Source organism: Streptomyces sp. WZ-12 (assembly GCF_028898845.1).
In the GTDB taxonomy this organism is placed as follows: Bacteria; Actinomycetota; Actinomycetes; order Streptomycetales; family Streptomycetaceae; genus Streptomyces.
This window is the reverse complement of record NZ_CP118574.1, coordinates 5655220-5676556: the sequence shown is the minus strand read 5'-3', so window position 1 is coordinate 5676556 and position 21337 is coordinate 5655220. Positions and strand designations below refer to the sequence as shown.

Annotated in this window: 19 protein-coding genes and 1 riboswitch; of the genes, 3 read left to right on the top strand and 16 right to left on the bottom strand. The window is 73.5% G+C overall.

Annotation, left to right across the window (positions count from 1 at the left end; genetic code table 11):
- The 4 genes from PV796_RS24580 to PV796_RS24565 form a co-directional block, all read right to left on the bottom strand.
- Positions 1 to 738 (bottom strand): phosphonatase-like hydrolase, encoded by a 738-nt coding sequence (locus tag PV796_RS24580; RefSeq protein WP_274915541.1) that lies wholly within the window; start codon positions 736 to 738, stop codon positions 1 to 3.
- Positions 732 to 1853 (bottom strand): TIGR03364 family FAD-dependent oxidoreductase, encoded by a 1122-nt coding sequence (locus PV796_RS24575; RefSeq protein WP_274915540.1) that lies wholly within the window; start codon positions 1851 to 1853, stop codon positions 732 to 734. Before PV796_RS24575 ends, PV796_RS24580 begins: the two co-directional genes overlap by 7 nt.
- Before the next feature lie 281 nt (positions 1854 to 2134).
- Positions 2135 to 2920: a GntR family transcriptional regulator gene (locus PV796_RS24570; protein WP_274915539.1), complete on the bottom strand. Its 786-nt coding sequence runs from the start codon at positions 2918 to 2920 to the stop codon at positions 2135 to 2137.
- A gap of 71 nt (positions 2921 to 2991) precedes the next feature.
- Entirely contained in the window at positions 2992 to 4206 is a 1215-nt protein-coding gene (locus tag PV796_RS24565) for an ROK family transcriptional regulator (RefSeq protein WP_274919219.1), read from the bottom strand.
- Between the two features lie 48 nt (positions 4207 to 4254).
- Here PV796_RS24565 and PV796_RS24560 point away from each other — a divergent pair, with 48 nt between their 5' ends.
- Positions 4255 to 5373 (top strand): Gfo/Idh/MocA family protein, encoded by a 1119-nt coding sequence (locus PV796_RS24560; protein ID WP_274915538.1) that lies wholly within the window; start codon positions 4255 to 4257, stop codon positions 5371 to 5373.
- Positions 5374 to 5984: 611 nt separating this feature from the next.
- Here PV796_RS24560 and PV796_RS24555 read toward each other — a convergent pair.
- The 6 genes from PV796_RS24555 to PV796_RS24530 all read right to left on the bottom strand — a co-directional run bounded on the left by PV796_RS24555 (position 5985) and on the right by PV796_RS24530 (position 12695).
- On the bottom strand, positions 5985 to 6842 hold the full coding sequence (locus PV796_RS24555) for a fumarylacetoacetate hydrolase family protein (protein ID WP_274915537.1): 858 nt from the start codon (positions 6840 to 6842) through the stop codon (positions 5985 to 5987).
- A 138-nt stretch (positions 6843 to 6980) separates the two neighbouring features.
- A complete protein-coding gene (locus PV796_RS24550; protein WP_274915536.1) occupies positions 6981 to 7991 on the bottom strand; it encodes a YidC/Oxa1 family membrane protein insertase in 1011 nt (336 codons plus the stop codon).
- A 187-nt stretch (positions 7992 to 8178) separates the two neighbouring features.
- Complete coding sequence (locus PV796_RS24545) at positions 8179 to 8484, bottom strand: DUF6412 domain-containing protein (RefSeq protein WP_274915535.1); 306 nt, start codon at positions 8482 to 8484, stop codon at positions 8179 to 8181.
- A gap of 228 nt (positions 8485 to 8712) precedes the next feature.
- Positions 8713 to 10236 carry a sodium:solute symporter family protein gene (locus tag PV796_RS24540; protein ID WP_274915534.1) on the bottom strand — a complete coding sequence of 508 codons (1524 nt, stop codon included), beginning with the start codon at positions 10234 to 10236 and terminating at the stop codon, positions 8713 to 8715.
- Positions 10233 to 10517 (bottom strand): DUF3311 domain-containing protein, encoded by a 285-nt coding sequence (locus tag PV796_RS24535; RefSeq protein ID WP_274915533.1) that lies wholly within the window; start codon positions 10515 to 10517, stop codon positions 10233 to 10235. The genes PV796_RS24540 and PV796_RS24535 overlap by 4 nt, the downstream gene beginning before the upstream one ends.
- 834 nt (positions 10518 to 11351) lie before the next feature.
- The gene (locus tag PV796_RS24530; RefSeq protein ID WP_274915532.1) at positions 11352 to 12695 is read right to left on the bottom strand and encodes a DUF445 domain-containing protein; all 1344 of its coding nucleotides are present in this window, start codon (positions 12693 to 12695) and stop codon (positions 11352 to 11354) included.
- 342 nt (positions 12696 to 13037) lie between these two features.
- Between PV796_RS24530 and PV796_RS24525 the strand changes: the two genes are divergently transcribed.
- On the top strand, positions 13038 to 14348 hold the full coding sequence (locus PV796_RS24525; protein WP_274915530.1) for an SGNH/GDSL hydrolase family protein: 1311 nt from the start codon (positions 13038 to 13040) through the stop codon (positions 14346 to 14348).
- Positions 14349 to 14363: 15 nt separating this feature from the next.
- Here the strand turns inward: PV796_RS24525 and PV796_RS24520 are convergent, their stop codons facing one another.
- The 4 genes from PV796_RS24520 to PV796_RS24505 form a co-directional block, all read right to left on the bottom strand.
- Entirely contained in the window at positions 14364 to 15074 is a 711-nt protein-coding gene (locus tag PV796_RS24520) for a DUF1707 SHOCT-like domain-containing protein (RefSeq protein ID WP_274915529.1), read from the bottom strand.
- A 35-nt stretch (positions 15075 to 15109) separates the two neighbouring features.
- Complete coding sequence (locus PV796_RS24515; protein ID WP_446750627.1) at positions 15110 to 16132, bottom strand: ABC transporter ATP-binding protein; 1023 nt, start codon at positions 16130 to 16132, stop codon at positions 15110 to 15112.
- 31 nt (positions 16133 to 16163) lie between these two features.
- Positions 16164 to 16928, bottom strand: a complete 765-nt coding sequence (locus PV796_RS24510) for an ABC transporter permease (protein WP_274919217.1) — start codon at positions 16926 to 16928, stop codon at positions 16164 to 16166.
- Between the two features lie 64 nt (positions 16929 to 16992).
- Positions 16993 to 17787, bottom strand: coding sequence for an ABC transporter permease (locus PV796_RS24505; protein WP_274915528.1), 795 nt, complete (start codon positions 17785 to 17787; stop codon positions 16993 to 16995).
- Positions 17788 to 18139: 352 nt separating this feature from the next.
- On the opposite strand from PV796_RS24505, the gene PV796_RS24500 reads away from it, so the two are divergent.
- A complete protein-coding gene (locus PV796_RS24500; RefSeq protein ID WP_274915527.1) occupies positions 18140 to 20413 on the top strand; it encodes a transglycosylase domain-containing protein in 2274 nt (757 codons plus the stop codon).
- A gap of 20 nt (positions 20414 to 20433) precedes the next feature.
- Here PV796_RS24500 and PV796_RS24495 read toward each other — a convergent pair whose 3' ends face one another.
- Positions 20434 to 20754, bottom strand: coding sequence for a DMT family transporter (locus PV796_RS24495; protein ID WP_274915526.1), 321 nt, complete (start codon positions 20752 to 20754; stop codon positions 20434 to 20436).
- 31 nt (positions 20755 to 20785) lie between these two features.
- A riboswitch (guanidine-III (ykkC-III) riboswitch) is annotated at positions 20786 to 20847 on the bottom strand.
- A 58-nt stretch (positions 20848 to 20905) separates the two neighbouring features.
- A complete protein-coding gene (locus PV796_RS24490; protein ID WP_274919216.1) occupies positions 20906 to 21208 on the bottom strand; it encodes a GroES family chaperonin in 303 nt (100 codons plus the stop codon).
- Positions 21209 to 21337 lie beyond the last annotated feature (129 nt).

Genomic DNA, 21337 nt, shown 5'->3' with positions numbered 1-21337 from the left:
TCACACCACTCCCAGCAGGGCGGGCAGTTCGGCGATGGAGTCCAGGACGTGGGTGGCGCCGGCGGTGCGGAGCCGGTCGGCGTCGTGGGCCCCGGTGAGCACTCCGGCGACGACCGTGGCGCCGCTGCGGCGGCCGGAGGTCATGTCGTAGGAGGTGTCGCCGGCCACCGCGATCTGCGCGACGTCGTCGGCGGCGCCGGTGCGCAGCAGGGCGGCCAGCACCATGTCGGGGTAGGGACGGCCGCGGCCGCCGGCGTCGGCCGGGCAGAGGGTGAGGGCGACCAGGTCGCGCCAGCCGAGGGCGTCGAGGATGGCGTCCTGGGTGACCCGGGCGAAGCCGGTGGTGAGGACGACGGTGCGGCCGGCTTCCCGGAGGGCTTCGATGGCGTCGCGGGCGCCGGGGACGGGAGCGACCTGCCCGTCGTCGACCAGGGTGCCGTAGGCGGACTCGAAGGCGCGGTTGGCGCGTTGGGCGGCCTCCTCGGTGGCGACCGGATCGCCGCCCGGGTCGGCGAACAGGTGCCGGAAGACGGAGATCTTGGACTCGCCCATGGTGGCGCGGACGTAGGCGAGGTGTGTGGCGTGCTCGGGGCTGCCGGGCTCGACGCCCATGTGGCGGGCGGCGGCGTCGAAGGCCCGCTCCACCAGTCCGCCGTCGGCGACGGTGGTGCCGGCCATGTCGAGGACGACCAGCCGGGTGTCTTCGGGGTGCGTGGGGTGCGTCAACGGGCTCACCATCCCAGGGTGTTGGCGGTGGTTTCGGCGATGGCCGGGGAACAGGTCATACCGCGGCCGCCGGGTCCGGTGACCAACCAGACGCCGTCGGCGACCTGTTGGCGGTGGACGACGCGGCCGGGGTCGGTGCACTGGGCGTAGACGCCGGCCCAGCGGTGGCGGATACGGGGCAGCGGACGGCCCAGGATCGCCTCGACGACGCCGGTGAGGTGCTCGTAGGGCTCCTCGACGGTGTCGAAGGCGAACGGCGCCTCGTACTCGTGGGTGTCGCCGATGGTCAGGCCGCCGTCGGCGCGCTGGACCATCAGCAGCTGCATCTTGTGGGCGGCGGCGGTGGGGGCCTGCGGCTGGCCGGCGTTGAGGGCGTCGAGGGCGTCGCCGCGGTAGGCGGGGTAGTAGCGGAAGCTGTCGGCGTCCGCGAGGGAGGTGGTCAGCGCCTCGCCGAGCGGGTCGGTCTGCATCATCTGCAGCCGCACCCGGCGCACCGGCAGGTCGGGGACGAGCTCGCGGACCAGGCCGCCGAGCCAGGCGCCGGTACACAGCACCACCGCGTCGCCGTGGTGGGTGACGCCGTGGTCGTCGCGGACGGCGCGGTCGCCGACCACCTCGCGGACCTCGCGGCCGCCGAGGTAGGTGTACCGGCCGGAGGTCAACAGGGCGTCCTTCAGGGCGCGTTGGGCGACCCGGGGTTCGACGGCGGCGTCCCGTTCGCACCACAGGGCGCCGGTGAAGTCGCCGCGCAGTGCGGGGTTGAGGGCGCGGGCCTGTTCGGCGTCGAGGTAGCGGTAGCCGCGGGCGGCGGCGTCCGGGCGGCGGGTGGCGGCCTCGGCGACGGCCCGTTCGGCGTCGTTGCGGACGACGGTGAGCGAGCCGAGGGCACGGAAGCCGATGCCCGGGACGCGGGCGCCGATGGCTTCCCAGAGTTCGCGGGCGCGCAGCGCGGTGTCCAACTCCTCGCCGCCGGCCCGGCCGCTGACCCAGATCTGCCCGAAGTTGCGGACCGAGGCGCCGCGGGCCTCGGCCTCCCGCTCGATGTGGAGGACCTCGTGGCCCCGTTCGACTGCGTGCCAGGCGTGCATGGTTCCCAGCACGCCGGCTCCGACGACTATGACTCGCATGCCCCAGACGGTCGCGGCGGCGGGTGGCCCGCGGGGGAAGGTTCGGCGTCGCCTCGGTTAACAACCCTTCAAAGTTGGCCTAGACCCGTTATCATTCTGTGATTCTTGACGATGTCGGCACGTGCGGATGGCGGTCGGCGCCTCTGGGCGGCGATCGGCAAGTCCGGGCGCCGGCCGCCCTGTTCGGGTGGCGCCCGGCGCTTCCGAGTAGCCACCCACGCCTCCGGGTAGCGGTCGGCAAGGGGCCCACCCACCCCCTACGGGTCCCGACCCCCACTCCCCTACGGGCCGTCGCCCCGCCCCGCGCCCCCGTTCCCCAGGTGGGTGGTGAAGGAGAAGCGGTCGCCCCGGTAGAGCGAGCGCACCCGCTCCAGCGGGCGCCCCTGGGTGTCCCGGGACCAGCGGTGGATCAGCAGCATCGGCAGCGCGCCGGGCGTGCCGATCAGCAGCGCCTCCCGCGGGGTGGCCAGGACCGTCTCCAGGCGCTCGTCCGCGTCGCCGAAGCCGATGTCGAGCCGCTCGTGGAGGTAGGCGTAGAAGGACGAGTCCGGCTCGAAGTCGGCCGCCAGGTCCGGTGCCCGGTCGACCGCGACATAGGTGCTCTCCAGGCCGACCCGTTCGTCGTCGGCGAGCAGCACCCGCTCCAGGTGCCACACCGCGTCGCCGGCGGCGAGCCCGAGGTCGCGGGCGAGCGCCGGCGGGCTGGGGAAGCGGTCGAGCGAGACCAGGTGCCGGCCGGGCCTGCGGCCCTGGCGGCGGACGCCCTCGGTGTAGCTGGCGAGCGAGAGCGGCTGCTCCATCTTGGGCCCGGCGACGACCGTGCCGCGCCCCAACCTGCGCAGCCGCCCCTCCAGCACCAGTTCCCGCAGCGCCTGGCGCAGCGTCTCCCGGGACACCTCGAACCGCAGGGCCAACTCCCGCTCGGCGGGCAGCGGCTCGCCCTCGCCCAACTCGGCCAGCAGGGCGGCGATTTCGACCTTGGCCGCGTAGTACTTGGGGATGCGTCCGTGCTCGGGGACGCCGGACCGGATGGGTGCGCCAGGATCCTGGCCGTACGGGAACTCCACCCGGCGATCTTCGCACCAGCGGCGCCCGGGGAGCGTCGGCCCCGACGCGCCCCGGTCCGCGCGGTCGCCCGCTAACGGAACAATCCGCCCCACACCAGCTCCGCCGCGCCGTCCGCGACGACCCGGGACCCGCCGCCGGCCAGCGCCACCGGGACCGCGGACGCGCCCCCTCGGCCGCCGCCGGACGCCGCCCCCGGCCGGCCGCGCAGGGCCGCGTGCTCGGCGAGGACCGCGGCCACACCGTCCCGGAAGCACTCCGGGTGCGCGAGGACGGTACGGCCGCCGAGCAGCACCCGGTCGACGTCCAGCAGCTCGACGAGGTTGGCCGCGGCCACCCCCAACACCCGGGCCGCGGCCGCCGGTTCACCGTTTGCCACCGCCTCCAGGCACAGCGCCTCGACGCAACCGCGCCGCCCGCAGGTGCACCGCACGCCGTCCAACTGCACCACCTGGTGGCCGAACTCGCCGGCGCCGGTGTGCGGCCCGCGGTAGAGGCCACCGTCCAGGACCAGTCCGGCGCCGAGCCCGGTCCCCAGATGCAGATAGGCGAAGGAGGCGCCGCCCTCCCCCGGCGCGCGACCGAGGCCGAGGGCCGCCGCGTTGGTGTCCTTGTCGACGACGACGGGCAGGCCGAGGCGGTGCGCCAACGCGTCCCGCAGCGGGAAGCCGTCCCACTGCGGGGCGCCGGTGACCTGCCGCAGCACCCCCGTCGCATGGTCCAGCGGCCCCGGGCAGGCCACCCCCGCGCCGAGCACCGGCGGGCCGTCGGCGGCCACCGGCAGCGCCGCGACCCCGCGTACGACGGCGTCCAGCACCGCCCCGGCGCCCGCGCCGAAGTCCAGCGGCGCGCGGTGGACGGCGACCGGCCGGCCGGCGAGGTCGGCCAGCACACAGGTCAGCTCGTCGCGGTCCAGGTGGACGCCGACGGCGTGCCGGGCGTCGGGGACCAGCCGCAGGACGGTGCGCGGCTTGCCTCCGGTGGAGGCCCGGTGGCCCGCCCCGGCGACCAGGCCGACGGCCCGCAGCCGCGCGGTGATCTTGCTGACCGCCTGCGGGGTGAGCCCGGTCCGCTCGGCCAGCTCCAGCCGGCTCACCCCCTCCTCCCCCGCCGCCCGCAGCAGCCCCAGCACCAGGGCGGCGTTGTGCCCGCGCAGGGCGAGGAGATTGGCGCCGGGCGCGGACGAGGCCGGGGCGGCCTCGGGTGCCACGGCACCGGCCGGCCGGTCGTCGATCTGCGGACGCTCGGGCCCGCCCTCAGGGGCGTTGCTGCTGCTCACACCCCCCATTCTCCGCATCGCTTGCACTTTCGCAACGCCGTTGCGAAAGTGGGTCGCATGAGCGCCCCCGAAGCCCGCACCGCCACCGCGTCCCGCACCGCCCCCGTCCGCGTCGGCCTGATCGGCTACGGCCTGGCCGGCTCCGTCTTCCACGCCCCGCTGATCGCCGCCACCGACGGCCTGCTGCTCGACACCGTCTCGACCCGCAGCCCCGAACGGCAGGCGCAGGCCCGCGCCGAACACCCGCAGGTCCGCACCGTCGCCACCGCCGAGGAGGTGCTGACCCGGGCCGCCGACGGCGCGCTCGACCTGATCGTGCTGGCCTCGCCGAACAAGACGCATGTCCCGCTCGCCACCGCCGCGTTGGAGGCCGGCACGCCGGTCGTCGTCGACAAACCGCTGGCCGCCACCGCCGCCGAGGCCGAGCGCCTCGCCGCGCTCGCCGACCGCCGCGGACTGCTGCTCTCGGTCTTCCAGAACCGCCGCTGGGACAACGACTTCCGCACCGTGCGCCAACTCCTCGCGGACGGCACGCTCGGCGACGTACAGCGCTTCGAGTCCCGCTTCGAACGCTGGCGGCCCCAACCCAAGGGCGGCTGGCGCGAGTCCGGCGACCCGACGGAGCTCGGCGGACTCCTCTACGACCTCGGCAGCCACCTCGTCGACCAGGCCCTGACCCTCTTCGGCCCGGCGCTCTCCGTCTACGCCGAGACCGACATCCGCCGCCCGGGCGCGGAGGCCGACGACGACACCTTCCTCGCCCTCACCCACGCCGGCGGCGTCCGCTCCCACCTGTGGGTGAGCGCCACCACCGCCCAACTCGGCCCGCGCTTCCGGGTCCTGGGCAGCCGGGCCGGCTACGTGAAGTACGGCCTGGACCCCCAGGAGGCCGCCCTGCGCGCCGGCCTCCGCCCCGGCACCGAGGGCGACGCGTGGGGCGTCGAACCGGAGTCCTCCTGGGGACACCTGGGCGCGGGCGAATCCCCCCTGACCGGGGGTGGCGCACCCGTGCCCACGCTTCCGGGCGACTACCCCGCGTACTACGCCGGGGTCGCGCGGGCGTTGCGCAGCGGCGGCGAACCGCCGGTATCCGCGCGGGAGGTGGCGGCGTCGCTCCGCGTCTTGGAGGCGGCGAGGCGCTCCGCGGAGGTGGGAACAAGCGTGGCGCTCCGCTGAAGGTGCCGCACGTTGTTGGCTTTCCCGTCACGGGGGTTGCTGTTTTGCGCCTTGCGGCGCGGGCGGGGCCGATCCGCTGCGCGGGGCCTCGCCCACGTTGTCGGCTTTCCCGCCGTGCCGCCTGCGGCGGGCCGATCCGCTGCGCGGGGCTGTTGGCTGCGGTGACGGGCCTCCGGGGGCGGCATGCCAGACTGCTTCGCTTTACGTCTGGCACACCGCCCCCTCCGACCCGTCCCCTCCCGTTGAGTGGGTGGATTTCTCTGGGATGGGGCTGGCCACTGTGGTCCCCTGACGGTCACCGCCCGGATCGCTTGGGCCACCCGCCCCCTGACGGTCACCACTCAACCCAGCAGCCCGAGTTGACCCACCGGCAGGACGTGGCACCCACCGTTTTTCCCCACCCCCAACGGGAGGGGACGGGCCGGAGGGGTGGGGGTGCCAGACGTAAAGCGAAGCAGTCTGGCACCCCCACCCCGGAGGCCCGTCACCGCACCCCGACAGCCCCGCGCAGCGGACAACAACCCCACCCGCCCCGCGCAGCGGACCGGCCCGCGCCGCAAGGCGCAAAGAACAGCAACCCGCGCGGCGGGAGAGCCAACAACGTGGGATGCCTAAGCCAACCGCAGGGACTGACGCTGGCGCCCCAACCCCTCGACCTCCAGTTCCACCACATCCCCCGCGCGCAAGTACGGCTTGGGTTCGGGTTGGCCCATGGCGACGCCCGCCGGGGTGCCGGTGTTGATCACGTCGCCCGGGTACAGGGTCATGAACTGGCTGACGTAGCGGACCACTTCGGCCACCGGGAAGATCTGCTCGGCGGTGGTGCCGTTCTGCTTCAGTTCGCCATTGACCCAGAGGCGGATGCCCAGCGCCTGCGGGTCGGGGACCTCGTCGGCGGTCACCAGCCAGGGGCCCAGCGGGTTGAACGTCTCGCAGTTCTTGCCCTTGTCCCACTGGCCGCCGCGCTCGATCTGGAAGGCGCGCTCGGAGACGTCGTGCGCCACCGCGTAACCGGCCACCGCCGCCAGCGCCTGCTCGTGGGTGTCCAGGTAGCGGGCGGTGCGGCCGATGACCACCGCCAACTCCACTTCCCAGTCGGTCTTCACGCTGCCGCGCGGGATCAGCACCGGGTCGTCGGGGCCGACGACGGTGTCCGGGGCCTTCATGAAGATGATCGGCTCCTCGGGGGTGGTGGCCCCGGTCTCGCGCGCATGATCGTGGTAGTTCAGCCCGATGCACACGACCTTGCCGATCCCGGCGACCGGCGGGCCGATCCGCAACCCGTCGGCGTCGAGCGCGGGCAGGTCGCCGGCGGCTGCGGCGGCCCGGACCCGGGTCAGCGCGGCGTGGTCCGCGAGCAGCGCGCCGTCGATGTCCGTGACCAGGCTCGACAGGTCCCGCAGCACGCCGTCCGCATCGAGCAGCGCCGGGCGTTCCGCCCCCACCGTTCCGACACGCAGCAGCTTCATCGTCACAACTCCCGTGGTCGAAGGGTCGGTCGGGGGGAGGTCCCCCGGACCGGCCGATGGGGGACGGCCATCGAGCGATTCGGCCGATCGTCCAAGAACGGGGTCCACTCCGCAAGACCCCGTTCACGGACTGGACCGTTACTGCGGGGTAGTAACGATCGGTCCGGAGCCCTTTCCGCCCCGGTCCCCGCCGGCCGGCTTACCCGACCGGGACTGCCGCGCCACGGTGTTGGCCCGGGCCCGGGCCGCCCGCTGGCGCGCGGCCCGGCTCTTCGGACCGCCCGACCGCGACGGCGCGAGGGGGGAGGGCGCCGACGGCGCCGGCTTCTCCTGGACGTCCCGGGTCTCCTGCGGACCCTGCGTCGCGTCCGGGGCTCCCCGAACAACGCCGCGGTCCGGCTCAACGACGTTGCCCCGTACGGCCTTCCGCCGGGTGCCCGGCGTGCGGTCCCGGTGCAGCAGGGCCCGCTCACAGGCCGTCCAGGTCGTGGTGGTCACCACGTAGAGCCCGGCGGCCAGCGGCACCACCGCGAGGGTGATCAGGGTGCCGAACGACAGCAGCGGCATCAGCTTGTTCAGGGCGCCCGTACCGGGGGTCGCGGTGTTCGCCGCGGGGGTCGGGGCCGCGGCGGCCGCGGCCCGGGCGCGCCGGTAGTTCCAGGTGGCCACCGCCGCGATGACGGCGAACAGCGCGAGGTAGACCAGCCCTTGGGGTCCGGCCACCCCGCCGTCGGCGAGCGCCCGGCGCCAGGTCCCGCCGAGCGGGGCGCCCAGCAGCGTATGGCTGAGCAGGGTGCCGCTCCCGGTGGAGAAGAGGTGGTACATCACGAAGAAGACCGGGAGTTGGAGCAGCGTCGGCAGACAACCGGCCAGCGGCGAGGAGCCGTTCTTGGCGTACAGGTCGGCCGTCGCCTGCTGGAGCCGCTCGCGGTCGCCGCGGTACTTGCGCTGGAGGGCGGCGACTTGAGGGGCGAGGGCGGCGCGGGCCTTCTCACCGCGGGCGGCCGCCCGGGCGAGCGGGTGCAGGGCGGCGCGGACGCCGAGGGTGAACAGGACGATGACGGCCGCGGTGGCCGCGCCGCCGAAGAGCGGTTCGACGACCTCGGCGGCGCGTTCCAACGCCCCGCCGAGGATGGTGAAAACGGACATGGCTGAGCCCTCCACGGGTCTCGTCGTGCCGAAGGAAGAGGAAGACGGCATGACGAACCGCGCGGACCCGCGCCGACGCAGGAGCAGTACGGGATGGACGTCCGGAGGCGTCCGGTACTGCGTGTCCGTGCAGCTCCGCGTACGCGCAACTTGTGCGTGTGCGGCGTACGGAAACGCGTCGGGGCGGCTACGCGGCCGTCGGGAGGGCGCGGCCGGGAGCTCGGGGGCGCGGGCGGCCCGCGGCGTCGGGGTCGCGTTGGGGCAGGAAGGCCGTGCGGCGTTCTCGGTCGCGGATGGCCGTGCGTATGCGGCCCGGTGGTACGGGGCGGGCGGTGGCGGCCAGGGCGAGGGCGCTGCACAGCAGCAGCACCGCGGCGGTGGTCGCGGCGGCGGCCAACGTCGTGGTCAATCCGGTCTGCGCGAGCAGGAGTCCGGCGAGCAGGAAGAACAGCGCGCTGGTGTAGAGCCGCCAGGCATCTGCGATGCGGAACATCCGGCGTCCCCCCTTCCGCGCTCCCCCGCGCATCTCGACCGACGCCTCAGCGGCCGTCGGTCCGACCGTCCGTTCAAGAGTAACCGCACGCACGAGCGATCACGATCGTCCGTTCGGAGATTCACTCTTGATGGTGACGGGGCGACGTGGCGGTGACGGGGCGGCCGCCGTGGTGCCGGACGGGAGCCCGGCACCACGGCGGCCGATGGACGAGAGGGCGCGGGCCGGTCAGCCCACGGACACCCCGGGCCCGACCCCGGCCGCGCTCTCGGCCCTCGGGAACTCGTCGTCCAGCGCCAGGACTTCGGCGTCCGGGCGGTCGTCGGAACGCTCCCGGGGGCCGAGCCAGGTCACCGCGAGGGCGACCGCCACGTTCAGCGCGAGGCCGACGATGCCCGCGTTCATGCCCCAGATCGGGTCATGGCCGCCGAAGACCAGGACGCAGACCAGGGCGAAGCCGGCCGCCAGGCCGCTCACCGCCGCGTACATCGTCAGGCGCCGCCACACCAGTCCCAGTAGCAGCATCGGCACCAGTTGCGCCATGCCCTCGTACGAGATCAGGGAGAGGCGGACCAGGGTGTTGGGGGCTGTGTAGGTGAGGAGCAGCGCCAGGCCGCCGGCGGCGACCACGACGACCTGCGACCAGAGTTTCTGACGGGACGCCAGCTTCGGTACGGCGCCCAGCACGCTGCGTCCCCACATGGTGCCGATGACCAGCATGAAGATCGCCATCGGCACGATCGAGGAGAGCGCGGCGGCCACCCCGATCACCCCGACCGCCCAGGCCGGCAGGGAGTCCACGACCAGTTTGAACAGCGCCAGGTTGGAGTCGGCGCCGGCCAGGCCGGGGACGACGAACAGCGCCGCCAGCCCCAGCAGCATCGGCACGAACAACAGGACGTTGTAGAAGGGCAGATACATGGCGTTGCGGCGGAGCGCGTCGGCGTTCCGGGCGCTCAGGTAACCGGCCACGGTGGTCGGGAAGATCACCACCGTAAGGGAGTTGATGACCGTGGTGGTGATGAACCAGGACTGGCCCAGGCCGCCGGAGGCGTGGCCGGGGAAGGTCAGCCACTGCGGCTTCTCGGCCACGATCCGGTCCAGGAAGGGGCCGTAGCCGCCGAAGTAGTGCAGCGGCACGTAGACCGCGAGGAAGCCGAGGGTGACGATGACCAGGATGTCCTTGAGGACCGACACCCAGGCGCTACCGCGCAGCCCGCTGACGACGACGAACGCGGTGGTGACCGCGAAGCCGATGAAATAGGCCCAGTTGAGGCTGATCGCGCCGTAGGAGAGGGTCGAGACGACCACGCCCATGCCGGTGATCTGGAGCTGGATGTAGGGCAACAGGCAGACGGTGGCGAGGACGGCGACGGCGGCGCCGAGCCAGGGCCGGCGGTAGCGGTGGGCGACGATGTCGGTGATGCCGACCAGGCCGTGGCGGCGGGCGTAGGCCCACAGCATCGGGCCGACGACGTAACCGATCGCGTAGCCGCAGGACATGTAGGCCAGGACGTAGAGGACGGGGGCGCCGAAGTTGTAGCCCCAGCCGGCGGCGCCGAGGTAGCTGAAGCTGGTGTAGCTCTCGCCGGCCATCAGCACCCAGATGAAGACGGTGCCCAGACTCCGGCCGCCCACCGACCACTCGGTGAGCCCGCCGCCGGCACCCCGGCCGCGGACCGCGAGCAGCCCGAGGGCGACGGTCAGCACCATGAACCCGGCGAAGATCGCGGTGGCGACGGTGGCGTTCACGCGCGACCCCCGGTCGGCGCCTCGCCCCGGCCGTGGCCGCGCCGCAGGTCACCGCGGCGCGCCAGCCAGACCGCCAGCGGGGTCAGCAGGGTGGCGAGCAGCATCCAGAAGAACAGGAACGGCAGGCCGAGGACGGTCGGGGTGACCCGGTTGACGAGCGGCAGCACCACCAGGAACAGCACATAGGGCAGCAGCAGCCAGAGCAGCGCAGGACGCCGTCTCGTCGCGCTCGGCCTGCGCCCCACGTTTTCGGCTTTCCCGCCGTGGGTCGGAATTCGCACGTCGGCCGAGCCTAGTCGCTGCGCTTGGGCTGCTTCCCACGTTGTTGGCTATCCCGCCGCGCGGGGTGCTGCTCTGTGCGCCTTGCGGCGCGGGCGATGCCGGTCCGCTGCGCGGGGCGAGGCGGGTTGAGTTGTCCGCTGCGCGGGGCTGTTGGGTTGCGGTGACGGGCCGACATGTCCGCTGCGCGGTGCCGCTGCGATGGGCGGATGGAGTTGTTGTCCGCTGCGCGGGGCGGGTTGAGTTGTCCGCTGCGCGGGGCTGTTGGGTGCGGTGACGGGCCTCCGGGGGTGGTGTGCCAGACTGCTTCGCTTTACGTCTGGCACACCACCCCCTCCGGCCCGTCTCCTCCCGTTGAGGGGTGGATTTCTCTGGGATGGGGCTGGTCCTGAGTGGTCCTCTGACGGTCACCACGCGCGCTCACGCGTACTCGTCCTCTTACGGTCACCGCTCACGCTCACGCGCCCTCTGACGGTCACCGCTCACGCTCACACATCCTCTGACGGTCACCACTCAACCCAGCGGCCCGAGTTGACCCACCGAGAGGACGTGGCACCCACCGTTTTTCCCCACCCCCAACGGGAGGGGACGGGCCGGAGGGGTGGGTGTGCAGGACGTAAAGCGAAGCAGTCCTGCACACCCACCCCGCAGGCCCGTCACCGCACCCCAAAAGCCCCGCGCAGCGGACCACAACCCCACCCGCCCCGCGCAAGCGGACCAGACAACTCGACCCGCCCCGCGCAGCGGACCGGCAGCGGACCGGCCCGCGCCGCAAGGCGCAAAACACAGCAACCCGCGCGGCGGGACAGCCACCAACGTGGGGAAAAAGCCCGACGTCAGCCGAACACGTTGGAGATGGCGTAGATGCACAGGCCCGCCAACGCCCCCACCACCGTGCCGTTGATGCGGATGAATTGGAGGTCGCGGCCGATGTGGGCCTCGATCTTGCGGGAGGTGTGGGTGGCGTCCCAACCGGCGACGGTGTCGGTGATCAGGGCGGTGATCTCGCTCTGGTAGGTAGTGACGACGTAGACCGCGGCACCCTCCAGCCAGCCGTCGACCTTGTCGCGCATCCGCTCGTCGGCGGCCAGGCGGCCGCCGAGGGAGAGCAGTGCCGAGCGGACCCGCAGCCGCAGTTCGCTGCGCTCGTCCTCGGCGGCGGCCACGATCATCGCGCGGACCGCGCCCCACGCGGAGGCGATCAGGTCCTGCACCTCGCCGCGGCCCAGCACCTCGGACTTGAGGCGTTCGACCTTCTCGCGGGTGGCCGGGTCGGACCGCAGGTCGGCGGCGAAGTCGGTCAGGAAGCGGTCCACCGCGCCGCGCGCCGGGTGGTCGGGCATGTCCCGCATCTCGGCGACGAAGCGGAGCAGTTCCTTGTAGACGCGGTCGCCGACCTTGCGGTCGACGAACCGGGGGGTCCATCCGGGGGCGCCGCCGGAGACCGCGGCGAGGACGGAGTCGGCGTGGTCGACCAGCCAGTCGTGGGCGCGGGTGCAGACCAGGTCCACGACCCGGGAGTGGCCGCCCTCGTCGACGACCTTCTCCAGCAGGGCGCCGATGCCGGGCGCGATCTCGGCGGCGTCGGCGCGGCGGGTGATGGCCTCGCCGACGACCGCCTGGACGTCGGAGTCGCGCAGCACGGTCAGCGCGCCGCGCAGCGCGGTGGACAGTTCGGCGGTGACCCGGTCGGCGTTGCCGGGTTCGGCGAGCCAGCGGCCGAGGCGGGCGCCGACGCCGACCGAGCGCAGCCGGCGGCGGACGACCTCGCCGGAGAGGAAGTTCTCCCCGACGAAGTCACCGAGGCTCTGGCCGAGTTGGTCCTTCTTGTTCGGGATGATCGCGGTGTGCGGGATGGGCAGGCCCAGGGGCCGCTTGAACAGGGCGGTGACCGCGAACCAGTCGGCCAGCGCACCGACCATGCCGGCCTCGGCGGCCGCCGCGACATAGCCGGTCCAGCCGCCCGCGCCGGCCGCGCCGGCCCACTTGGCCAGCGCGTACACCAGGGCGACGGCCAGCAGCAGCCCGGTCGCCAGGGCCTTCATCCGGCGGACGCCGCGCCGCTTCTCCGCGTCGGCGGCGCTCCCGCCGAGGCCGCCGGACACCGTCCGGGTGCCCGGGGCGCCGCCGGCGGGCACCGGCTCCGCCGTCCGCGCCGCCTCCGCCTGGGTGTGTTCCATCCGCTCCACCACTCCCACCGTCTCCCCCGCCTTCCGTAGGCCGTCCGGTCCGTCCGCGCGGACGGATCCCGTTGGTTGCCGGGATCCGTCCGCACCGGCCGTACGCCCGTATGTGTCCCACAGTGCCCTACTCGGGGAGCGGGCAACGAGTTCCCGGCGTCCAGGGCGGCGGGCGGCCCCCGGGGGGTCCGTGGGATCATGGCCCCCCGGCCGGACCGCGCCGGCGCCACCGCTCGCCGGGCCTCTCGCGTCCGGACGGAGCGGACCGGTCCCGAGCGTCCCGCCGCCCGCATCCGCCCGGAGCGCGCAGCTCCGCCTAAGCCCCCGGGAGACGCCTCCGGCATGACCAGACGTGTGGGATACGCCCTGCTCGCCGGCCTGGTGGCGGTGGTGGTGCTGATCTCGGCGGGAATATTCGTCGGCTTCGGCGGCACCCGCGGCCCCCTGGTCGGCGCTCCGCACGAGCCGCGGACGTCGGCCGCGCCGGCGGTCTCCGGGCGCTGGGTCGGCACCTGGTCGGCGGCGGTGGCGTCGGCCGAGCCCGGCACCCAGGACGGCTACGCGGAGATGTCGATCCGCAACGTCGTGCACACCAGCGTCGGCGGTTCCAGTGCCCGCATCCGGCTGTCGAACCTCTACGGCACCCGCCCGCTGCCGCTCAGCCACGCCTCGCTGGCGCTGTCGGCCGGCAGCGGCGCCCCGATCGCCACGGCCGGCTCGATGCGCCGGCTGACCTTCGACGGCAAGCCGGCGGTGACGATCCCGGTGGGCGGCGAGATCACCAGCGACCCGGTCCGGCTGACGGTCCCCGGCAACGCCGACCTGTTGGTCACCACGTACTCCCCGGCCCCCTCCGGGCCGGCGACCTACCACCCGTACGCCCGCCAGACGTCCTATCTGGCGCGCGGCGACCGCACCGAGGACGCCACCGGCACCGCCTATACCGAGCAGAGCCCGTACTGGCGCTATCTGACCGGTGTGGACGTGTGGAGCACCCGGGCGCGCGGCGCGGTGGTGGCGATCGGTGACTCGATCACCGACGGGATCACCTCCACCCCGGGCGCCAACCACCGCTGGACGGACTTCCTCGCCGCCCGGCTGCGCGACGAGCCGGGCGCGCCCCGCTACGGCGTGCTGAACGCCGGCATCAGCGGCAACCGCCTGCTGACCGACGGAAACCCGCTCTCCCCCACCAACGGGCCGAGCCTGCTGTCCCGTCTGGACCGCGATGCGCTGTCCCGTACGGGGGTGAAGGCGGTGGTGGTGGAGATCGGCGTGAACGACCTGTTCAAGGCCCCGCGCCAGTTGGACCCGCAGAAGGTGGTGGCGGGCCTGCGGGACGTGGTGCGGCGGGCGCACGGCCACGGGCTGCGGGTCACCGGCAGCACCCTCACGCCCTTCGGCGGGCACCGCGGCTACTCCCGGCGGCTCAACGAGGTACGCGAACAGGTCAACCAGGAGATTCGTTCCGGCACCGTCTTCGACGAGGTCGTCGACTTCGACCGGGCGCTGCGCGATCCGGCGCACCCGCTGCGGCTCAGGCCGGCGTACGACTCCGGCGACCATCTGCACCCCAGCGACGCCGGCTACCGCGCGATGGCCGACGCGCTGGACGTCGACCACCTCCGCCAGGCCGCGCCCGCGGCGCTCTGACGGCGGCGGGCCCGGTCAGTCCAGTTCCCGGCCGTTCCGGCGCTCGTCCTTCAGACGGCGCCGCTCCTCCTTGCGTTCGTCCTTCAGGCGGCGCCGCTCCTCCCTGGGCAGCTTGCGCTCGACGCTGACGCCGCCCATCAGGGCCAGGCCGGTGACGATGACCCGCGGTGCGCCGGGGTCGCCGGGCACGCCGTCCTCACGTGCGTCGAAGCCGCCCATGATGCCCATTCCGCGGGTCTCGACCTCGATGCCGGGCGGCACGATGACGTTGACGCCGCCCATCAGCGTCCAGACGCTGATCTCGACCTCCGGGGCGGCGAACTGGGCCTCGCGCAGGTCGAGTTCGCCGCCGCCCATGCAGCAGATCGCGACGAAGCGGCGGCCGATGGTCCACCGGCCCTTGCGCTCGAAGCCGCCCAGGAGCGCGATGCCGGTGGTGGCGCCGCCCGCGTCCGGGCGGATCCGCCCGGCCCAGGCGGTGCCGGTGCCGGCCGGCGCGGGCTCCTTGCGCAGCGACAGCGGGGCGGGGGCCGCACCGCCGACCGGCAGGTCGGCGGTGAGGTGCTCCAACTCCCCGTAGGTGCGGGCCTTGTAGGCGGCGTCCAACCGCTCGTCGAACTCCGCCATGTCCAGCCGCCCCTCGGCGACGGCGTCCCGCAGGATCTCGGCGACCCGCTCGCGGTCGGCGTCGGAGGCGCGCAACTGGGGAAGCCGTTCGTCAGTCATACGGACAGACTAGGGCTTGCCCGGTGGGTCGGGCCCTAGAGCCGGGCGGGGGCGTCGTCGTCCGGTGTGCGGCGGGCCGCGCCGCCGCCGGCGTAGAGCTCGGCGATCAGGGTCTCGATGTCGGGCTCGCGGACCGAGAGGTCCACCAGCGGGTAGCGGGCGGCGACCTCGGTGACCAAGGGGGCGGCGCTGCGGACGGCCGGGAAGGCCAGCCACTGGCGGGCGCCCTCGACGCGGACGGTGCGGGCGCCGGGGATGCCGTCGATGGGCGGGAGTTCCCGTTCCAGGTGCACCACCAGGGTGCGTTCGCCGTCCGCGGCGGCGCGCAGTCCGTCGAGGTCGCCGTCGAAGACGAGCCGGCCGTGGTCGATGACCATCACCCGGCGGCAGAGCTGTTCGATGTCGGTGAGGTCGTGGGTGGTGAGCAGGACGGTGGTGCCCCGTTCGGCGTTGACCTCGCGCAGGAAGGAGCGGACCTTGGCCTTGCTGACGACGTCCAGGCCGATGGTGGGTTCGTCGAGGTAGAGCACCTCGGGGTCGTGCAGCAGCGCGGCGGCGATGTCGCCGCGCATCCGTTGTCCCAGGGAGAGTTGGCGGACCGGTACGTCCAACAGGGGTGCCAGGTCGAGGAGTTCAATGCAGCGGGCGAGGTGGGTGCGGTAGGTGGCGGGCGGGACCCGGTACATCCGGCGGACCAGTTCGTAGGAGTCCTTCAGGGGCAGGTCCCACCAGAGGGTGGTGCGTTGGCCGAAGACCACGCCGATGCGGCGGGCGAGGCGGGCGCGCTCCTTGGAAGGGTCGATGCCGGCGACGCGGAGCCGGCCGCCGCTGGGGACGAGGATGCCGGTCAGCATCTTGATGGTGGTGGACTTCCCGGCGCCGTTGGGGCCGATGTAGCCGACCATCTCGCCGCGCGGGACGCGGAAGGTGAGGCCGTCGACGGCCCGCACCTCGTGCCGGGTCCGGCGCAGTCGGCCGGCCCGGCGGCGGACGGTGAAGACCTTCTCGACGTCGGTCAGCTCGATCAGCGGGTCCGTGCCCGGGTCGATGATGCGCAACTCCCTGTCCTTTTCCGTGCGTTGGGGTGGCTCAGCTGCCGGTGCTGCGGTAGGCGCGGACGCCGTGCCGCCAGGCCAGCGCGGCGCCGGCGACCATCAGCGCGGCCACGGCGGGCCCGAGGAAGGCGGTCCAGCCCGGCAGGTGGAGGGGGTAGGGGCGGCCCAGCACCCACAGCGCGGGCAGCCAGTTGACGAAGGCCAGCGGGATGACGAAGGTGACCCCGCGGACCAGGTCCCGGGCGAACACCGTCGGCGGGTACTGCAGGAGGGCGTTGCCGCCGTAGGTGAGGGAGTTCTGGAGCTCGGCGGCGTCCTGCGCCCAGAACTGGAAGGCGGCCCCGGCGGTGTAGACCGCGCCGAAGATCGCCGTGCCGCACACCGCCATCAGCGGCACCATCAGGATGCGGCCGGCGGTCCACGCCACGTCGAGGTGGCCGATCGACCACAGCAGCACCAACAGCCCCTGGGAGGTGCGGCCCAGGCGGCGCAGTGCGAACCGGTCGGCGGCGATCTGGGCGTAGACCGGGGCGGGGCGCAGCAGCAGGACGTCGAGGGTGCCGTCGCGGATCCGGGCGCCGAGCCGGTCGAGGCTGCCGACCAGCAGGTCCGCCAGGCCCAGCGCGAGGCTGCAGGTGCCGTAGAGGAAGGCGACCTCGGGGAGGGCGAAGCCGCCGAGCGCGTGGACGCGGGAGAACATCAGCCAGATGGCGACGAAGTCCAGCCCGCTGGCGGCGAAGTTGCCGAACGTCATCAGGGCGAACGACGTCCGGTAGGCGAGCGTGGAGCGCACCCACATCCAGGCGATCAGCCCGTACGCGGTGAGGCCGTGCCGTAGGGTGCGCAGCCGGCCGTCCGGTGCGTCAGCCACCGTGGACCACCACCTTGCGGGTGGCGGCGGACTGCACCAGGCGCCCCAGGGCCAGCAGCGCGAGCGCCCAGGCCGCCTGGAACGCCAGCCCGCGCAGCAGCGCTCCGCCGGTCCGCGCGCCGATCAGGACGTCGGCCGGTACCTGGAGCAGGGCCGCCCAGGGCAGGAGTTGGGCGAGGTCGGCGAGGTGGCCGGGGAAGACCCGCAGCGGCAGCACCATCCCGGAGAAGAACATGCACGACAGGCCGCTGACCATGGCCAGTCCGGAGCTGTCCAGGAGCCAGAACGCGGACAGCGCGACGAGGTAGCGCAGGCCGAAGCTGACCACCGCGCCGAGCGCCGCGGACAGCAGGAACCAGCCCCAGGTCAGCGGGTCGTCGGGGAGCGCCAGCGGGAACGCCAGGGCGCCCACCGCCACCGGAACCAGTCCGCGGCCGACCAGTTGGAACCCGGCCCGGCCCAGATCGGCGGCGAGCCACCACAGTTGGAGGTCGGCGGGGCGGTAGAGGTCCACCGCGACGTCGCCGCTGCGGATGCGGTCCTGGAGCTCGTCCACGCCGCCGGTGGCGATCATGACGACGGACAGCAGCGCCTGTCCGGTCCAGGCGAAGGTCAGCGCCTGCGCGGGTCCGTAGCCGCCCAGGTGCGGCCGTTGGTTCCACAGGGCGAGGTAGGTGTAGGCGATGATGAAGCCGAAGGCGGTGTTGGTGATGAGGCCCGCGGCGGTGGCCGCGCGGTAGGTTGCGTACCGCCGGAAGCTGCCGGCCGCCACGGCTACGTACAACACGCCGCGCTCCCCCAGCTCTTGGTCGGTTCCGTCCGGTGGTCGTGCGGACGGCGGAACCCGAGAGCCTAGGGCGGGCCCGGGGCGGGCACCATCGATTTATCGCCCGTTCGGGTGAGGTAGGGGCGCCATTCAGCCGGTCACCGGGCGGACGCGGGTGCGCGCCACCGCCGATGGCCGGAATAGATGGTGCGAAAGTTTCCTAACGGGCGTCAGCTGCGTTTCCCGACATAGCGCGTGACCCACCGCATATCACTACGTACCACCCGCACCCTCTCCGGCACGACGCCGGCCCTGACACGACACCGCCCCGCCGCGGCACGACCTCCGGCGGCGGCCGAGGAGTCACACAGACATGAGCGACGACGCGCGGCACGACGGCACCGAAGGCGAGCACGACGGCACCGACGAGGACGCCACCGCCCGCCCCCGGCGCACCGGCTGGCGCCGGCTGCTGCCCACCTGGCGGGGGCTGGTGGGGTCGGCCCTGCTCCTCCTGCTGGTGGTCGTGGGCGGGCTGGTCGCCGGCTACCTCCTCGTCGGCATCCCGCCCGCCAACAGCGCCGCGAAGGCGCAGAGCAACGTCTATCTCTACTCCGACGGAACGGAGTTGGCCCGCGACGGCGACGTGAACCGGGAGAACGTGCCGCTCGGCCACGTCCCCAGGAACGTCCAGCGGGCCGTACTGGCCGCCGAGGACCGGGACTTCTACACCGAGTCCGCGGTGGACCCGGCCGCGATGCTGCGGGCCGCCTGGAACACCGTCCTCGGCAAGGGCAAGCAGTCCGGCTCCACCATCACCCAGCAGTACGTCAAGAACTACTACCTGGGTCAGGAGCAGACCGTCACCCGCAAGGCCAAGGAGTTCTTCATCGCCATCAAGCTGGACCGCGAGGCGAGCAAGGACGACATCCTCCAGGGCTACCTCAACACCAGCTACTACGGCCGCAACGCCTACGGCATCCAGGCCGCCTCCCAGGCGTACTACGGCAAGAACGTCGACGCGCTCAACACCGCCGAGGGCGCCTACCTCGCCGCGCTCCTCAACGCCCCCAGCGCCTACGACATCACCGCCCACCCGGAGAACCGGCCGCGGGTGGTGTCCCGTTGGAACTACGTGCTGGACGGCATGGTCAAGCAGAAGTGGCTCAGCCGCGCCGAGCGCGCCCGGATGTCCTTCCCCGCGCTGAAGCGGGCCCGCACCTCCGCCGGCCTGTCCGGCCAGCGCGGCTATCTCGTCGAGGCGGTCCGGGACTACCTCACCGACCACAACGTGCTCGACGAGAACACCCTGCGCGCCGGCGGCTACCGCATCACCACCACCATCGACCACCGGCGCCAGAACGCCCTCGTCAAGGCCGTCCAGACCCGGCTGATGGACAGGCTCAGCGACGGCCGCCGGGTCGACGGCTACGTCCGGGCCGGCGGCGCCTCCGTCGACCCCGCGACCGGCCGCGTGGTCGCCCTCTACGGCGGCATCGACTACGCCAAGCAGTACGTCAACGGCGCCACCCGGCGCGACTACCAGGTCGGCTCCACCTTCAAGCCGATCGTCTTCGCCTCCGCCGTCGACAACGGCTCGGTCACCCAGGACGGCGCCCCGATCACCCCCAACACCGTCTACGACGGCACCAGCAAGCGGATGACCCTCAGCCACGGCCGCGCCACCGGCTTCGCCCCCGGCAACGAGGACGACCGCTCCTACGGGCCGATCACCGTCTCCGAGGCCACCGACAAGTCCGTCAACGCGGTCTACGCGCAGATGGGCATCGACGTCGGCCCGGACACCGTCCGCAAGACCGCGGTGTCGCTCGGCATCCCGGCCAAGACGCCCAGCCTCGGCGCCTCCCAGGGCGCCATCTCGCTGGGCACCGCCACCCCCAGCGTGCTGGACATGGCGCAGGTCTACGCGACGCTGGCGCACCACGGCAAGCAACTGCCGTACACGCTGGTCGACAAGGTCGCCAAGGCCGGCGACGCCCTCGACCTGCCGGAGCGCGAGGAGAGCGCGGCCATCGGGCGGGCCGCGGCCGACACCACCACCCAGATCCTGCGCAGCGTCGTCGACGGCGGCACCGGCACCGCCGCCCAAGGGGCCGGCCGCCCGGCCGCCGGCAAGACGGGCACCGCGGAGAACGACAAGGCCGCCTGGTTCGCCGGCTACACCCCCGAACTGGCCACCGTCGTCGCGGTCCTCGGCCAGCACCCGGAGACCGCCGCCCAGGAACCGCTGTACGGCGCGGCCGGCACGGCCCGTCTCAACGGCGGCGACTTCCCCGCCCAGATCTGGGCCGACTACACCGCCGCGGCGCTGCGCGGCCGGCCGGTGCGCGACTTCGACCTCCAACTCCAGGACGGTGCCGAGGAGTCCACCTCGGCCGCGCCGTCCGCCAGCGGCTCGGAGTCGCCGAGCGGTTCGGCCTCGTCGAGCACCGGTCCGACCGGCGGCACCGGTCCAACCGGCACCGGGGCGCCGACCGGGACCGGCGCCCCCACCGGGCCGACCGGTGAGCCGACCCTCCCGCCGATCCCCACCGAGCAGCCGACGACGGCCGAGCCCACCGAGCAGTTCCCGATCTTCGGCCCGCCCAACGGCGAGGAGATGGCGCGGCGTTGGGGCGGCGGCTGACGACCGCGGGCGGTGCCCCTTCAGTGGCCCGAGGTCATCTTCAGCCCGACGACGGCCACCAGCAGCAGGCAGATGAAGAAGATCCGCGCGGCGGTCATCGGCTCGCCGAGCACCAGCATCCCGACCACCGCGGCGCCGGCCGCGCCGATGCCGACCCAGACGCCGTAGGCGGTGCCGATCGGCAGGGTGCGGGCGGCGTAGGAGAGCAGGACCATGCTGGCGACGATGCCCGCGCCGGTGGCGAGGCTCGGCCAGAGCCGGGTGAACCCGTCGGTGAACTTCATGCCGATCGACCAGCCGACCTCCAACAGGCCGGCGATGAGGAGCAGGACCCATGCCATGACGGCACCTCCGTGAATGGACTTCAACAGGGGTGCGTCGTCTTGTCCTGACCCGGTACGGCGCGTCTCGTCGGGTTGTCCCCGAGGCTAGCAAAAGGCTCCCCCGCAGGTGGTGACGGCGATCACCACCCGCGGGGGAGCCGGTGTGTGCTTACAGGTACAGGCCGGTCGCGTCGTCCGTGCCCTCCAGGCGCTCCGCGGCCACGGCGTGCAGGTCGCGCTCGCGCATCAGCACGTACGCCACGCCGCGCACCTCGACCTCGGCCCGGTCCTCCGGGTCGTACAGCACCCGGTCGCCCACCTCGACGGTCCGTACGTTCTGCCCCACCGCGACCACCTCGGCCCAGGCCAGGCGACGTCCGACCGCCGCGGTCGCGGGAATGACGATGCCCCCGGACGAGCGGCGCTCGCCCTCGGGGATGTCCGTCCGGACCAGCACGCGGTCGTGCAGCATCCGGATCGGCAGCTTGTCGTGGGTGTCCTTGGCGTTATTCGGGCTCACGGCATGACCGTACCTGTCCGACGGCGGCACCCCTGCACCGCGGGCCGCTTCCGGTACGGCGGAAGGGACCCGCGACGGCCC